The organism is Nocardioides imazamoxiresistens (assembly GCF_032378595.1).
GTDB lineage: Bacteria > Actinomycetota > Actinomycetes > Propionibacteriales > Nocardioidaceae > Nocardioides > Nocardioides imazamoxiresistens.
Map to the genome: position 1 here is coordinate 283,942 of NZ_JAVYII010000005.1, position 14,529 is coordinate 298,470.

Sequence of the window (14,529 nt, forward strand, 5' to 3'; positions counted from 1 at the left end):
GGGCCCTGCGCGGGCTGTGGCAGGCTCGAGGCGTGGCCCGACGTTCCTTCTCCCGCGCCGAGCTCGAGACCTTCCGCGACGCCGAGGTCCCCGACCTGATGCCGGGCCCCGACGACCCGCCGCTGCGGCTGCTGTTCGTGGGGATCAACCCGGGCCTGTGGACCGCGGCGACGCAGACCCACTTCGCCCACCCCACGAACCGCTTCTACCCGGCCCTGCTGGCCGGCGGCGTCCTGACCCGGGCGATCGACCCGGCCGCCGGGATGGACGACGCCGACCGCGCCGAGCTGCGCTCGCGGGGCATCGGGATCACCAACCTGGCGCGCCGCGCCACCGCGCGGGCCGACGAGCTCACGACCGCGGAGCTGCGCGAGGGCGGTGAGCGGTTGCGCGCGCTCGTGGACGCGCGGGCGCCGCGGGTCGTCGCGGTGGCCGGGCTGACGGCGTACCGCTCCGCGTTCCGCTCCCCCCGCGCCGCCGCCGGGCTGCAGCCCGACGGATGGGGCCGCGACGGCGGGACGCAGGTGTGGGTCGTGCCGAACCCCAGCGGCCTCAACGCCCACCACACGGTCGCGACGCTGGCGCAGGCGTACGCCGACGCCGCGCGCGCCGCCGGGATCCCCGGGGTCCCCGGGGCCTGAGACGCCGCCGGCTCAGCCGGCCCGGAAGACCTCGCCGTTGCGGGGCATGCCCGGCAACGCGCTGGCGGCGGGCTCCTTCGCGTACGCCTCGAAGGGCGGGTCGATCTCGCCCGTCGTCTCGATCCGCGACCAGGCGAGCGGCAGTCCGGCGGCCGCGTCGGTGCGCACGGAGTCCATGACCTGCACGTGCAGGTGGGGCATCGAGGTGTTGCCGGTGTTGCCCACGCGGCCGAGGACGTCGCCGACGCCGACCCGGCTGCCCGCCGCCACCGCGGCCTCGGTGACCGAGCCGCAGCGCAGGTGGGCGTACACCGCCACCGTGCCGTCCTGGTGCCGCACGACGACGTGGTTGCCGAGCACGCGGGGCGTGCCGCCGACCTCGCGGACGATGCCCTCCAGCGTCATCATCCAGGCCAGGCCCTGCCAGGTGTCGCGCGCACGGTGGTCGCGCTGGCGGTCGACGACCCGCACGACCTCGCCGGCGGCCATGGCGTGGACGGGGGCGTCGAAGCCGGGGTACGCCTCCGGGCGGGTGCCCCGCAGGCCCCACCGCACGAGCCTCGGCGACGAAGCGGTCGAGCGGCCGCAGACGTCGATCGCGCTGAGCTGGCCGCGGGTGCGGGTGCCGTGGCTGGGGATCGACTGGCCGGGGCTGTTGACCGCGGTCCACTCCCCCCGCACGGGCGGGGCCAGCACGACCGGGTCGGTCCGCTCCGAGCGGGGCGCGACCCCCATCAGCAGCGGCATCACCGCCAGGGCGACGACCACGGCCACGACGCCGACCGGACCGCCCGGCACGAGCCGGTCGACGGGCAGGAGCCCGAGCCCGGCCGCGACGTCGAGCACCACGACGAGGAGCAGCACGACCACCAGCCGGGCCCAGAGCGGACGCCAGCCGGCGATCGTGCGCACCATCAGGCCATCAGATCACCAGGTCGAGCCCGAGCACCAGCACGAGACCGGTGACCGAGAGCACCGTCTCCATCACCGACCAGGTCTTGATGGTCTGGCCGACGTCGAGGCGGAAGTACTCCTTCACGAGCCAGAAGCCGGCGTCGTTGAGGTGCGAGAAGAACACCGAGCCGGCGCCGATGGCCAGCACCATGAGCGAGATCTCGCCCGTGCTCAGACCCTCGGTGAGCCCGGCCATCAGCGACGAGGCCGTGATCGTGGCGATCGTGGCCGAGCCGGTCGCCAGGCGGATCAGCACCGCGAGCACCCACGCCAGCAGCATCACCGAGACGTTGGCCGACTGCGCCCACTCGGCCAGCAGCGTGCCGACGCCGGTCGAGACCAGCACCTCCTTGAAGCCGCCACCTGCGGCGACGATGAGCAGGATGCCCGCGACGCCGGGCAGCGACGACTCCACGCTGCTGCCCACCTGCTTCGCGTCCCAGCCGAGCCCGAAGCCGAACGTCCACATCGCCACCAGCACGGCCAGCAGCAGCGCCACGAAGGGCGTGCCGAGCAGGTCGAACACCGTGCGGACGAGGTTGCCCTCGGCGAGGACGATGTCGCTGATCGCCTTGCCCATCATCAGCGCGACCGGCAGCAGGACGGTGGCGACCGTGACCGCGAAGCCGGGGCGCCGCGTCGTGTCACCGCCGGTGTCGTCGACGCTCGCGTCGTCCGAGGCGCCCGTGCGCCCACCGCCGCTGCCGCCGGTCTTGCCGGCGTCCCCGGCGCCCACCGAGACCGGCGCCTCGGTCAGGGACGGCGGGCCCAGCGGCACCCAGCGGTGGGCGAGGATGCCGTAGAGCGGCCCGGCGACGATCACGACCGGGATGGCGAGCAGCACGCCGAGACCGAGGGTGATGCCGAGGTCGGCCCCCAGGTTGTCGATCGCCAGGAGCGGGCCCGGGTGCGGCGGCACGAGCGCGTGCATCGCCGAGAGGCCGGCCAGCGTCGGGATGCCGATCACCACGAGCGAGAGCTCGGCGCGCCGGGCGACCAGGTAGATCACCGGCATCAGCAGCACGAGCCCGATCTCGAAGAACATCGGGAGCCCGATCAGGGCGCCGACCCCGGCCATGGCCCACGGCAGCGCGCGCTTCGAGGAGCGACCCACGATCGTGTCGACGATCTGGTCGGCGCCACCGGAGTCGGCGAGGAGCTTGGCGAACATGGCGCCCAGCGCGATCAGCAGGCCGACGCCCGCGGTGGTCGTGCCGAACCCGGTGCTGAAGACCGAGACGACGTGGGCGAAGTCGTAGGCCTCCCCGTCGACGGTCGCGTCGGTGCCGATGACCGCGATGCCGCCGACGGTGAAGCCGCCGAGCACCAGCGCGAGGAACGGGTGCAGCTTGAAGAACGCGACGAGGAGCACGACGACCGCGATGCCGGCGAGGCCGGCGCCGACGAGCTGCGCGCCCGAGTTCACGGGCTGCACGAGGTCGCTCGTGGCGAGCGCCGTGGGCAGGAGGCTGGAGGTGGTCATCGCTGCGACTCCGAGCTGTCGGCGCCGTCGGGACGGCTGCTGGTGGGGGTGGGGCCGGCGGCCCCGACGGGCAGCGCCGCGATCTGCTCGGCCGCCTCGGCGACGAGGTCGTCGACCGGCTGGCCGACGTCGAGGACGATCCCGGTCTCGTCGGCCTCGAGCGGCTCGAGCGTGCGGAACTGGGAGTCCAGCAGCGACGCGGGCATGAAGTGGCCGGGCCGGCTGGCCTGGCGGCGCGCGATCACCTCGCGGCTGCCGGCGAGGTGGACGAAGACGACCGGGGTGGCGGCGGCGATCCGGTCGCGGTACGCCCGCTTGAGGGCCGAGCAGGTCACCACGCCGCCCGTGGTGGTGGCGCGGTCCTCCAGCCACTGCGCGATGGCGTCGAGCCAGGGCTCGCGATCGGCGTCGTCGAGGGCGATGCCGGCCGACATCTTGTCGATGTTGGCCTGCGGGTGGAAGTCGTCGGCGTCGCCGAACGGCACCCGCAGCCGCTGGGCGAGGGCGGCGCCGACGGTGGACTTCCCCGAGCCGGACACCCCCATCACGACGACGGACGGCGGCCCTGCCGCCTGCTGGTCCTGACCTGTCACGACTTCCTCCTCGCACCCGCCCGCACCTGTGGGGACGGTCACACCGGTTCCCGGCCAGTGTGCGATGATTCATCTGTCGTTTACAAGCCTGAGCCGCAAATAAATCTGATCTTTGAGGAGCGCGATGGCCGGCCGACCCCGCACCCCCGACGTGCTCGACGCGCTCGGGCGCCGGATCGCGGCCGGCGAGCTGCCCCCGGGCAGCGTGCTCACCCTCGAGTCGCTGGACCTGGCGTACGGCGTGTCCCGCTCGGTCTCCCGCGAGGCCGTCGGCGTGCTCACGGCGATGGGCCTCGTGACCTCGCGCCGGCGTGTCGGGGTGACGGTCAGCGAGCCCTCGGCGTGGAACGTCTTCGACCCGCGGCTGATCCGGTGGCGTCTCGACGGCCCCGAGCGCGACGCGCAGCTGGTCACCCTGAGCGAGCTGCGCGCGGGGTTCGAGCCCGCCGCGGCGGCGCTCGCCGCGACCCGCGCCGACGCCGCGCAGGCCGCGACGATGGCAGCGGCCGTCGCCGACATGACGGTGCACGCCCGCGCGCAGGACCTCGACGCCTACCTCGAGGCCGACCAGCGCTTCCACTCGACGCTGCTGGCCGCGTCGGGCAACCCGATGTACGCGGCGCTGGCCGCCCTCGTCGACGAGGTGCTGGCCGGACGCACGCACCACCACCTCATGCCCGCCGACCCGAACCCCGAGGCGATCGAGTGGCACGCGGACGTGGCGGCCGCCGTGCGCCGCGGCGCCCCCGCCGACGCCGAGGCCGCCATGCGGCGGATCATCACCGAGGCGCAGGAGGCCCAGGCCGCGCTCGCCGAGGCGGGCACGGAGGGTCCGGATGGCTCGTAGAGCCCTGGCGGCTCGGGAGGACCCGGCCGCGTCAGCGGGCGTGCGAGGACGTGACGACCACGCGCGCGACCCCGACGACCGCGCCGAGGATCCCGGCGGCCACGAGCGCCAGGCCCACGAGCTGCAGCACGTCGGTGCCGGTCGAGTGCGCCGTGCCCTCCGGCGGCTGACCCGAGATCATCACCATGAGGCCGCCGATCACCGCCAGGAAGATCGCGCCGATCACGGTGTCGTAGCCCTTCGCGCCCGACCCGCCGCCGGCCGGGCGCGGCGCCGACGAGGCCGCCTCCCGGGCCGCGCGGGTGGACAGGGGCTCGGGCTCGACGGCCGCCGCGGGCGCCACGCCGGAGCGGCGCTGCTCGGCCATGCGGGCGGCCCGCAGCCGGGTCGTGCTCGGCGCGTGCGACCCCGCGTCGCGCGCCGGGGGCGCCTCGGCCCGTAGGGCCTCGACCGGTGCCGCCGGTGCCGCAGGGCCAGCGGGAACGGCCGGCGCGGGTCGCGAGTAGGTCGGCGGCGCGAACCCGGGGTGCCCGTGACGGGGCGGCTCGTGGTCCGCGGCGAGCGCGCGCACGAGCCGGGTCTGGGCGACCGAGCCGGCGCTGCGCCCGGCGTTCGGGGCCGGGCCGGGAGCCACGACGGGCGGGACCTCCACGGGAAGGGCGACCGGGGCCGCGTACGGCGCTGCGACCGGTGCCGCGACCGGTGCGGCGACGGCGTACTGCGGGGTCGCGGCGTACTGCGGGGTCGTGGCGTACTGCGCCACCGGCTGCGGGGGCACGGCGTGCTGCGGGGTCGCGTACTGCGGCGGCGCGGCGTACTGCACCACCGGCTGCGGCGGGACGGCGTACTGCGGCGCCGTCGGCTGCGGCGCGTACTGCTGCACGGGCGCCGCGACCTCGTGGCCGACGCCGCGGAAGACGGCGAGGGTCTGGTCGAACTCGTCGCGGTCGCGCACGTCGGGGAAGGTCAGGCGGGCCGGCGGCAGACCGGCCGCGTGGAGGACGACCCCGTTGGGGCCGAGGTGCTCCACCTGCGTGACGTCGAGGAAGCCGCGGGTGACGAGAACGCCGCCCTCGGCCCACGACAGCCCGGCGCCGGAGACGACGACGAGGCCGTGGCTGCCGGAGCGGCTGACCCGCCAGGTGCGACGGTCGGCGGGGAGCCCGGCCAGGGCCGGGGCCAGGGCCGGGGCCCAGGCTGCTGCGGTGACGTCGTCCAGGCGCATGTCGCCCTCCCTCTTCTCGATGCGACTCATGGTCGGCGCGTCGAGGGGATGCTGGCGAGTGGCGCGGCCGAGGCTGGACCCAATCTTGCTGGTGACTTGAACGGACCGGGCGTGACCCCTGAGGTGCCCGGTCGTGGGTCGCCGCGGGAGACGCTCGGCGGCCTCCCGTTCAGCCGGCGGGGGCGCTGGTCGCGCCGCCCTGGGTCGGTGCGCTGGTCGGGCCGTCGCTCGGCGCGTCGGTGACGGTGCCGGAGGAGGTGGGCTCCTGCGTGGGCTCCGACGGCGATCCGGAGGGCGCCGACGTCGCGTCGCCGGTCGGCTCGGAGGTCGTGCCCGACGTGGGGGCGTCGGAGGTGGTCCCGCCGGTGGGCGCCGGTGTCGGGTCCTGGGACGAGCCCGACCCACCGCCGCCGGTCCACTGCGAGATCGACGTGCGGCCGCCGTCGGATCCGCCCGTGATCTCCGCGGCTGAGCGGCCGACCACCAGCTCGACGACGGTGAGCACCAGCACGGCGGCGACGAAGAGCCCGGCGGCCCACAGCGCCACGGTGCGCCACGACACCGCGCGCAGGAGCGCACCGAGCGAGCGGTCGCCGGAGCTGTCGGCGACCGCGGAGCCGGCGCGGTCGGCGGCCGGCGGGTCGGTCCCGTCCGGCGGGGACGGCGCGGCGCTGATCTGGTCGGGCGTCAGGAGCGGGATACCGGCGGGCGGCGTGACGCCCGGGTCCGGGTCGTTCGTGCCCGGCTCGTCCGGCTCGCCCGGCTCGTCGACGGCGACCACGTCCTCGACGGGCCGGTCGATGACCAGCGAGGTGGTCTGGCCGCCCTCGCCCGGCCGGCGCCGCACGGGCACCTGCACCTCCAGCACCTTCTGCCGGCTGCGCTCGAGCGAGGTCGTGTACACCGACGTCGTCACCGACGCGATCACGCTGCCCAGCGCCGCGCCCACGAGGGTGCCGACGGCGCCGAGACGGGACAGCAGGAAGGCGCTCGAGACCGCCGCCAACGCTCCGGCGACGAGCTTGACCCAGTCGAGCTCGACGCGTGGTTTCTCCTCGGACATCGCACCGATCCTAGAGACGCCGGGCAACGCCCTCCCCGCGCCGGCCGACGGGGCGCAGAGTTGAATGTGCTCGTGTTCGAGGACCTGCCCGTCGCCGTCGCGTTCGGCCTGCTGTGGCTGATCGGCACGCTGCGCGCTGGCGCGACGTACGCCCTGGGCCGCGGCGCCCGTGGCGCCTCGGACCGCGGCGAGCGGGTCCGGGAGCTGCTCGCCCGACCGGGGATGGTGCGCACCGAGGCGGCCGTGCAGCGCTTCGGGGCCCCCGCGGTCACGCTCTGCTTCCTGACGGTCGGCGTGCAGACGGCCGTCAACCTGGCCGCCGGCGTGCTGCGGATGCCGCTGGTGCACTACGTGCCCGCCCTCCTCCTCGGCACGGCCATCTGGGCCACGATCTACGTCACCGTCGGGCTCGCGGTGCTCTCGGCCGTGTGGGGCGGACGGCCGTGGCTGCTGGTGGTCGCGGTCGCCGTGGTCGGCGTGGTCGCCCTGGCCGCCCGCGCCGTGCGGCGCCGCCTCACCTGACGCCCCGCCCGACGCGCGACCCGTCCCGCGACCCGACCCGCCCGACCCACCTCGCTGACGTCGCTGCGCGACCCTGGCAGGATCGGCGCGTGCACTTCGTCGGCGTGGACCTCGCGTGGGGCCAGCGCGGCCCCACGGGCGTGGCCGTGCTGGACGATCGCGGCCGGCTGCTCTCGGCCGTCTCGGTGGGCTCCGACGACGAGATCTCCGCGGCGGTGGCCGACGTCGTCGACGGCCCGTGCGTGGTGGCGTTCGACGCTCCGCTGGTCGTCACGAACGCCACGGGCACCCGCGAGGCCGAGAAGGCCCTCAACCGCGACTTCCGGGCGTACGAGGCCGGCACCCACCCCACCAACCTGTCGAAGCCCGAGTTCGCCGACGGCCCGCGCGCCGGCCGGCTCGCGGCCCGCTGGGGCCTGCCGACGGACCCGGCGACGCCGGGCCGGCGCGCGATCGAGGTGTACCCGCACGCGGCGACGGTCGCGCTGCTGCGGCTGGGCCGCACGCTGAAGTACAAGCAGAGCCGCGACCGCACGTTCTCCCGCATGCGCTCCGAGATGCTGCGGCTGGTCGAGGGCCTCGAGCAGCTCGGCCGGGCCCGCACGCCGCTGCTGCTGGCCCGCCGGCCGGTGTGGGAGGAGCTGGTCGACGCGGTCGAGCACGCGGGCCGCAAGTCGGAGCTGCGGGCGGTGGAGGACCGGCTCGACGCCGTGGTGTGCGCCTACGTCGCCCTGCTCGCCGAGCGCGAGCCCGACCGGATGACCGTCTACGGCACCGTCGAGGCCGGCTGCATCGTGACGCCGACGCTGCCCGAGGGCCTGACCCCGGCGCCACGACCCACGCGCGCCGAGCGGGCCCGGTCGAAGGCCGTGGAGGCGTACGCCTCGCGCCTGCCCGACACGCAGCGCGCGACCGAGCAGGCCCTGGCGCTCGTGCGGGCCGCGCTCGACGACGCGGGCATCAACTACCTGTCGGTGACCGCGCGACCGAAGAGCGTCGCGTCCTTCGCCGCCAAGGCCGGCTCGGCCGACCCGGACGGCGACGGGCTGCGCTACACCGACCCGCTCGCCGAGATGGCCGACCAGATCGGGCTGCGGGTCGTGACCTACCTGGAGAGCGACGTGCGCGCGGTCGCCGAGGTGGTGCGCGAGCAGCTCGACGTGCTCGGCGACCGCGACAAGGGCGCGGAGACCGCGCGCGCCGGACGCTGGGGCTACGCCAGCCGGCACCTCGACGTCGCCCTGCCGCCGGACGCCGAGCCGGGGCCGCTCAACGACGCGCTGCCCGGCCGGATCATCGAGGTGCAGGTGCGCACCGCGCTGCAGCACGCGTGGGCGGAGTTCGAGCACGACATCCGCTACAAGGGCGACGTGCCGCCGGAGCACGCCTCCGAGCTGGACCGCCGCTTCACGCTGGCCGCCGGGCTGATCGAGCTCGCCGACCGCGAGTTCTCCGCGGTGCGCGACCTGCTGCGCGGCGAGCAGGCGGCGGCGCAGCGCGCCGGAGGTACGCCCGGGCCCGACGACCGCGACCGGCTCACGGCGGCCGACCTGGCGGCGTACCTGGCGGGGCGCTACCCGGGCGCCGGCTGGTCGCGCACCGACCACTACGAGTGGGTCGCCGGGCTGCTGGTCGAGCTCGGGATCACCTCCGCGTCCGCGCTGTCCGCGGCGGTCGCGGAGGTGGACAGCGCCGCCGTGACGGCGCGGATGGACTACCGCTACCCCGCCGGCGCGGTGCGGCGGCTCGACGACGACCTGCTGGCGGCGTACGGCGAGACCTACCTCGCGCTGGCCGGCAACGCCCACCGCGTGCCGCTGCTGACCTCGCGGCTCGCCAAGCTCGCGGGCCTCGAGGGTGCGGCCGCCCGCGGGGAGGACTGACCCGCCGGTGACCTCCCCGGTCCGCCGCTGGTGGCGCGCCCGTGCCCGCCCGATCTACGTCGAGACGCGCGTGCGGGGCGACCTGGAGACCCTGTGGCAGCGCACCCAGGTCGCGGGCGAGCACACCCGCTGGGACGTGCGCTTCTCCGAGATCACCGACGTCGAGCAGCAGGAGGCGGACGCGCCGCGGGTCTTCCGGTACGCCCTGCACCTGCCGCTGCGCACCGTCGCGGGCACCGGCACCAGCGTCGGGGAGCGGTGGCGTCCGGACGGGTCCTGCACGTCGGCGCTGCGCTTCGGCTCCCCGGACCCGCTCTCGCTGATCCGGCGCGGCAGCGGCTGGTGGCGCTACGTGCCGACCGACGAGGGCGTGCGCTTCCTCACCGGCTTCGACTACGAGCCCGGGTGGGGGCCGCTGGGCGCGGTCGTGGACCGCGCGGGCTTCCGCCGGCTCGTCGGCTGGGGCACCGCGTGGAGCTTCGACCGGCTGCGGTTGTGGGTCGAGGACGGGGTGCCGCCCGAGACGGCGCTGCGCCGCGCGCTCCTCGACCTCGCGGCGCGCGGTGCGTTCGTGGGGGTCGCGGCCGGCGCGGCGGGTGCCGCCTCCGCGTCGTCACGTCGAGGCGTCCGACGACTGACCGTCGCGCTGGCCCTCGGCGCCGCGGGGGCGGTGGCCACGGCCGCGCCGCCGCTGCCCGGGGCGCCGCGCGCGAGGCGTACCCTCCGCCGCCCGCCCGACCGCGTCGCCCGGCAGGCCCCCGACACCCTCGCGACCCTGAGGAGCCCGACGTGACCTCGATCTACCGCCGCGCGCTGGGCGCCGACTTCGAGCGGCTGCACCCGCAGATCCAGGCGCGCTTCGACGTGTCGTCGCAGGCGGGGTTCGGGAGCGTCGGGGTCGGCGTGATGGACGAGATCTGGCGGCGCCGCGGTTTCACCCGGCCGTTCCTCGCGTTCGGGCTGCTGCGGCACATCATGTTCCCGGAGACCGGGCGGGACGTGCCGTTCACGATCGAGAACTGGCCGTACGTCGACCGTCACGGCCGCGAGACCGTCACCTTCGTGCGCACCTTCCAGCTCCCGACGGTGCGGCGCCGCTTCGACGCCACGATGATCTACAGCGAGCAGCGGGGCCGCGTCGTCGACTACCTCGGCACCCACCAGCACCTCGCCGCCGACGTCGAGCTCGAGGTCGACGAGCGCGGCGGGCTCGTGCTGCGCACCGACGAGCAGCGGTTCTACGCCGGCCGCGTGGGCTTCCGGTTCCCGATGCTGGCGTCGGGTCGCGGCGAGGTGCGGGAGTGGTACGACGACGCCGACGGCCGCCACCACATCGAGGTCGTCGTCGCGAACCGCACGTTCGGGCCACTGTTCGGCTACCGCGGCTCGTTCGTCGCCCCACCGCCGCGCCGTGCCACCCGAGGGCGTGTCCCTCACCGTGCGCCCCACGCGCGAGGAGGCGCGGGAGTAGCGGTCACTCCGTCAGGACCGGCGTGGCCTCGAGGACCTCGAGCGGCACGCCGGCGCTGGTCATGGTGACCGTGCCGGGCACCTCGGCCCACGCTCCCCCGTCGACCCGGAAGCGCGCGCTCCACGTGATGGTGACGCCGGTGCTGACGGTGCCCGCGCCCGTGTAGGCGTGGGTGACCTCGAGGTCGGGGTACGCCGCCCCCGGCGTGCTCGTCGCGTGCGTCGCGCCGTCGCCGAAGTCCCAGGCGAACCCGGTCGCGGAGATGTCGAGCTCGACCACCTGCCCGAGCAGGGTGACCGTCTCGGTGAACGGCTCCGCGGTCGTGAAGAAGTTGGTGTCCAGGTTGACCAGCGTGCGCCCGTCGGGCGGCTGCACCTGCAGGACCGCCTCGGGCAACGCGACCGCCTCGAACGCCTCGAGCACCATGCCCGGCGTCACGACCGGCGCCGCCGCCTCCTGCGGCTCGGACTCCGCTGCCTCGGGGCACAGGATCGAGGGATCGACGCCGCCGGAGAGGGCCCCGCGGGTGCACATGAAGTCGGGGAGCTCGGTCGGCGGGGTCTGCGCCGGGTCCGATCCGCCCGCTCGCGAGCGGCCCTGGGCGGTATTTGTTGACTCCGACTGCTCCTCAGCGAAGTTGCGTCGGCCACGCAGCAAGAAGCTGCCCTCGCCCGTAGAAGCATCGGCTCGCGTGTCGTCGTCCCCGGGCTCTTCCACTCGTGGAGCGCCCCCCGGATCGGCGCCGGCACTGGCCAGGATGGTCCGGTCAGGACCGTGCCGCACACCGGGTGCTGCGCCTCCTGCCGCCGCGGACGACCCGACACCCACGGGCACGAGCGCACTGGTCATGAATATGACCCCAGCAGCTCGCAGCACCATTCGGGCGACCCTGGCGCTCACGAGGTGGGAACCGCGATCGTGTTGATCAGCCACCCGCCGTCGGTCCACACGGGGTACATCCCGATCCGATACTCCTGTCCGGCGTCGCGGCGCTCGCTGCCATCTCCGAAGTGGACGACCAGGTCGGCCACGTCGAGGACCAGGTAGATCCCGAAGTCGGCGCCGTAGTCAGCTGGGAGCACGGACGACTCACGAATCGTGAACGTGCCGCCCTCGAGGTGCCCCCCGTCGGCGTAACCCTCCGCAGTCGCCTCCTCGTACCCGTCACACACCGAGCAAGCGTCAGTGGAGTAGGTCTCGAGGGGCGCTGCATCACCGGTCGCCTGCGAGTAGTTCATGACGTCGACGTAGAAACGAGCGAACGCGTCGCCGCCGGCCTCCGTCTGCTCCTGCGCCTCGGCCGGCAGCTCAGGCGGTTCGACCGCGGTCTCGCTGGCGTCGTCGGTCGGACCGGCGGACGTCGACGTCTCCGAGGACGTCGAGGGATCGTCGGCGTCGTCGTCGCTGCCGGACCCGCCCGTGCAGCCGGCAACCGCGAGGGCTACCAGGGCCGCCATGGCGGCTGTGGCTCCGGTCGCCTTCGTGCGTGCTCGCGGCACTCGCATGGTTCCTCCCGAGAATCACGCCCGCCGCGGCGCCCCCGATCGCTCCGCGACACAGCGAATCTAGGTGAGCCTCGCCGCCCACCACCAGCCCCCGCCGGACATCTGTGGAGAAGCCCGGCGCGTCGCCCGCTCCTAGGGTCGTCGGACGAACCGGACGGTGGTGTGGCCGAGGGGATGTCGGGTGCGGCGGGTCTCGTAGCGGGGGTCGTGGACCTTGCGGTGGTGGTGCCCGCACAGCAGGCCGGCATCTCTCACCGTGGTGGCGCCTCCCGCTGACCAGAGCGTCCAGTGGTGGACCTGGCACTGGTGGGCCGGGCGGTCGCAACCGTCGGTCACACAGGTCTTGTCCCGCAGCGCGATCGCCAGCCGCTGGGCCTTGGAGTGATAGCGCTGGGCCCGGCCGAGGTCCAATACCTCGCTGCCGCCGCCCAGGACCGCGGGCACGAGATTCGCCGAGCACGCCAGGCGGCGGGCTTCGGCGGCGCTGATCCGTCCGCCGGTGTCGAGCGTGGCGACACCGAGGTCGCGCAGCAACGCATCGAGGTCGAGATTCACCACGACGGTTGCGTTCGTGCCGCCGACCTCGGGCAGGTCGCGGGCGTCGAGGGCCTCGATGAGCTCGACGAACGCCTCCCCTCGGCGCAGCGGCGACGGGGTCCCGGTCGTGAACCGGTCCGCCTCATCAGAACCGGCGTTCTTGTGACCGGGTGCGGCGTAGGCGTCGAGGGCCTTGCCGAGCATCTCGGCGTGGAGGGTGGGCAGGATCCCCCTGATCGAGGTGCGTCCGTCGCCGAGGTCGCGCAGCGTCAACGACGCCGTCGCCATCGCCGACCGCTCCTCGGCCGCGAGCAGCCGGGCCTCGTGGGCCTCGCCGACCTCGGGTGCGACGACGTCGAGGATCCGCTTGCCGAGCTTCCGTAGGGCCAGAGCGTCGAACCGAACCGCGTTCTCGACCAACACCGCCTCCGCGCGACCCACGGTCTCGGCGTCGATCTCATCGGGCAGAGCATCCAAGGCCCGCACGATCACGTCGGCCTGGTCGAGCGACACGTCGCCGGCTGCGGCGGCCGCGGCCAGACGTACGTACCTCTCCGTCGACTGCCCGACCCGCAGCAGCCGGTGCGACTCACCGCGCGTCACGCCGGTGGCGTTCGCGAACCACACCGCGGTCGACGGCGACCCGTCCACACGACCGACCTGCAGCTCATCGGCCCGCGCGGCCAGCTTCGCGGCAAGGGCTGCCGTGCGCGCAGCGTGACGCTGCGCGGCGACCAACGCCGACCGCGCATCCACCTCGTCCAGCGTCAGCAGACCCAGCTCGAGCGCGTCCCCGACGTGCTCGTCCGCGCGCCCGATCGCCGCCAGCACCGGATGCCCCGATCCCGGCGAGAAGGTCCCCGTTCCCCCTGCCATGGACCCACTCAACCAGGAGCCACCGACAGTTCGACCCCACGCCGACCCGCGCTGTGGACGGACCGAACCGCGTGCCGCCGAGACCCGACTTCGTGCCGAAACACTCGACCTCGACCCCGTTCAAACAGGGCCCAAGTCGAGCGTTACCCGGTGAACCGGGTAATCCGGAGCAGCCAGCGCCAGGCGCCTTGCTCCTCACCCACCCGCCGCCGGCCACGCCTCGTGCTCGACGATCTCGACCTCGAACGACAGGCTGTCGCGGTCCTCGAAGCCCGGGACCGCGGGGCGCGCCGAGACCACGATGCCGGTCGCGCGGTCGAGGGCGATGTCGTACGCCTCGGGGAACGTCGCGTCAGCCGCGATGTTCATCCCCGAGCGGTCCGCGGCGACGCGCGACCACATCAGGGCGCAGCAGTCGCAGCGCGCCTCGTAGTCGGCCGTCGGCGCGAGCCGCGCCGTCCAGGTCTCGCGGCCCCGGCGCTCGACGACGGCGGGCTCCTCGACCAGCACCCCCTCGGACAGCTCGGAGGGGTCCAGCAGCGCGATCCAGCTGTAGTTGCGCCAGATCGGGTCGTCGTAGACCACGAAGATGTCGTCCGGCCGCCGCGCCACCAGCCCGTCGTCCCGCTGCTCCGGCCGCACCTCGTGCGGGGAGCGGAACCGCGGCGGCGGGCCGTCGGGGTCGCCGCCGAGCGTGACGTACGAGCGCGCAGAGGACGGGGCCGTCTGGTCCTCGGCGCGTTCCTCCTCCGCCCCCGACGGGTACCGCAGCCGCATCCGCCCCGGCCGGTCGATCCAGGCCTCGACCTCGTCGAGCCCGCCGCGGTAGCGCAGGTGCACCGAGCGCCACAGCCACGGCGAGCTGCGCGCGAGCGCGCCGTAGTCCGCCGCCGTGATCGCTCCGGTCCCCATGCGCCGACCCTAGGCCG

The 14,529-nt window shown here is 74.9% G+C and carries 15 protein-coding genes; 6 read left to right on the forward strand and 9 right to left on the reverse strand.

Features of this window, described 5'->3' with window-relative positions:
* Positions 1 to 32: 32 nt before the first annotated feature.
* A complete protein-coding gene (locus RDV89_RS12895) occupies positions 33 to 641 on the forward strand; it encodes a mismatch-specific DNA-glycosylase (protein ID WP_315733458.1) in 609 nt (202 codons plus the stop codon).
* 12 nt (positions 642 to 653) lie between these two features.
* On the opposite strand, the gene RDV89_RS12900 is transcribed toward RDV89_RS12895, so the two are convergent.
* From RDV89_RS12900 to RDV89_RS12910, 3 genes are read right to left on the reverse strand one after another with little or no spacing between them, the layout of a single operon-like run.
* Positions 654 to 1,556 (reverse strand): M23 family metallopeptidase, encoded by a 903-nt coding sequence (locus tag RDV89_RS12900; protein WP_315733459.1) that lies wholly within the window; start codon positions 1,554 to 1,556, stop codon positions 654 to 656.
* A 7-nt stretch (positions 1,557 to 1,563) separates the two neighbouring features.
* Positions 1,564 to 3,078 (reverse strand): GntT/GntP/DsdX family permease, encoded by a 1,515-nt coding sequence (locus RDV89_RS12905; RefSeq protein WP_315733460.1) that lies wholly within the window; start codon positions 3,076 to 3,078, stop codon positions 1,564 to 1,566.
* Entirely contained in the window at positions 3,075 to 3,623 is a 549-nt protein-coding gene (locus RDV89_RS12910) for a gluconokinase (RefSeq protein WP_315733635.1), read from the reverse strand. The genes RDV89_RS12905 and RDV89_RS12910 overlap by 4 nt, the downstream gene beginning before the upstream one ends.
* Positions 3,624 to 3,795: 172 nt before the next feature.
* Here RDV89_RS12910 and RDV89_RS12915 point away from each other — a divergent pair, with 172 nt between their 5' ends.
* Entirely contained in the window at positions 3,796 to 4,518 is a 723-nt protein-coding gene (locus tag RDV89_RS12915; RefSeq protein ID WP_315733461.1) for a FadR/GntR family transcriptional regulator, read from the forward strand.
* 31 nt (positions 4,519 to 4,549) lie between these two features.
* Here the strand turns inward: RDV89_RS12915 and RDV89_RS12920 are convergent, their stop codons facing one another.
* Both RDV89_RS12920 and RDV89_RS12925 read right to left on the reverse strand, forming a co-directional pair.
* Complete coding sequence (locus RDV89_RS12920) at positions 4,550 to 5,773, reverse strand: hypothetical protein (protein WP_315733462.1); 1,224 nt, start codon at positions 5,771 to 5,773, stop codon at positions 4,550 to 4,552.
* 139 nt (positions 5,774 to 5,912) lie between these two features.
* Positions 5,913 to 6,806 (reverse strand): hypothetical protein, encoded by an 894-nt coding sequence (locus tag RDV89_RS12925; protein WP_315733463.1) that lies wholly within the window; start codon positions 6,804 to 6,806, stop codon positions 5,913 to 5,915.
* A gap of 72 nt (positions 6,807 to 6,878) precedes the next feature.
* Between RDV89_RS12925 and RDV89_RS12930 the strand changes: the two genes are divergently transcribed.
* The 4 genes from RDV89_RS12930 (at position 6,879) to RDV89_RS12945 (ending at position 10,750) form a co-directional block, all read left to right on the forward strand.
* Positions 6,879 to 7,328, forward strand: a complete 450-nt coding sequence (locus RDV89_RS12930) for a DedA family protein (RefSeq protein WP_315733464.1) — start codon at positions 6,879 to 6,881, stop codon at positions 7,326 to 7,328.
* A gap of 89 nt (positions 7,329 to 7,417) precedes the next feature.
* Positions 7,418 to 9,211, forward strand: a complete 1,794-nt coding sequence (locus tag RDV89_RS12935) for a DUF429 domain-containing protein (protein ID WP_315733465.1) — start codon at positions 7,418 to 7,420, stop codon at positions 9,209 to 9,211.
* A 7-nt stretch (positions 9,212 to 9,218) separates the two neighbouring features.
* A complete protein-coding gene (locus tag RDV89_RS12940) occupies positions 9,219 to 10,004 on the forward strand; it encodes a hypothetical protein (RefSeq protein WP_315733466.1) in 786 nt (261 codons plus the stop codon).
* Positions 10,001 to 10,750 (forward strand): DUF4166 domain-containing protein, encoded by a 750-nt coding sequence (locus RDV89_RS12945; protein ID WP_315733467.1) that lies wholly within the window; start codon positions 10,001 to 10,003, stop codon positions 10,748 to 10,750. The genes RDV89_RS12940 and RDV89_RS12945 overlap by 4 nt, the downstream gene beginning before the upstream one ends.
* Here the strand turns inward: RDV89_RS12945 and RDV89_RS12950 are convergent.
* The 4 genes from RDV89_RS12950 to RDV89_RS12965 all read right to left on the reverse strand — a co-directional run bounded on the left by RDV89_RS12950 (position 10,686) and on the right by RDV89_RS12965 (position 14,512).
* Positions 10,686 to 11,339: a hypothetical protein gene (locus RDV89_RS12950; RefSeq protein ID WP_315733468.1), complete on the reverse strand. Its 654-nt coding sequence runs from the start codon at positions 11,337 to 11,339 to the stop codon at positions 10,686 to 10,688. The genes RDV89_RS12945 and RDV89_RS12950 overlap by 65 nt on opposite strands.
* A 239-nt stretch (positions 11,340 to 11,578) precedes the next feature.
* On the reverse strand, positions 11,579 to 12,139 hold the full coding sequence (locus RDV89_RS12955; RefSeq protein ID WP_315733469.1) for a DUF6318 family protein: 561 nt from the start codon (positions 12,137 to 12,139) through the stop codon (positions 11,579 to 11,581).
* 180 nt (positions 12,140 to 12,319) lie between these two features.
* Complete coding sequence (locus RDV89_RS12960) at positions 12,320 to 13,600, reverse strand: HNH endonuclease signature motif containing protein (RefSeq protein ID WP_315733470.1); 1,281 nt, start codon at positions 13,598 to 13,600, stop codon at positions 12,320 to 12,322.
* A 195-nt stretch (positions 13,601 to 13,795) separates the two neighbouring features.
* Entirely contained in the window at positions 13,796 to 14,512 is a 717-nt protein-coding gene (locus RDV89_RS12965; RefSeq protein WP_315733471.1) for a hypothetical protein, read from the reverse strand.
* Positions 14,513 to 14,529 lie beyond the last annotated feature (17 nt).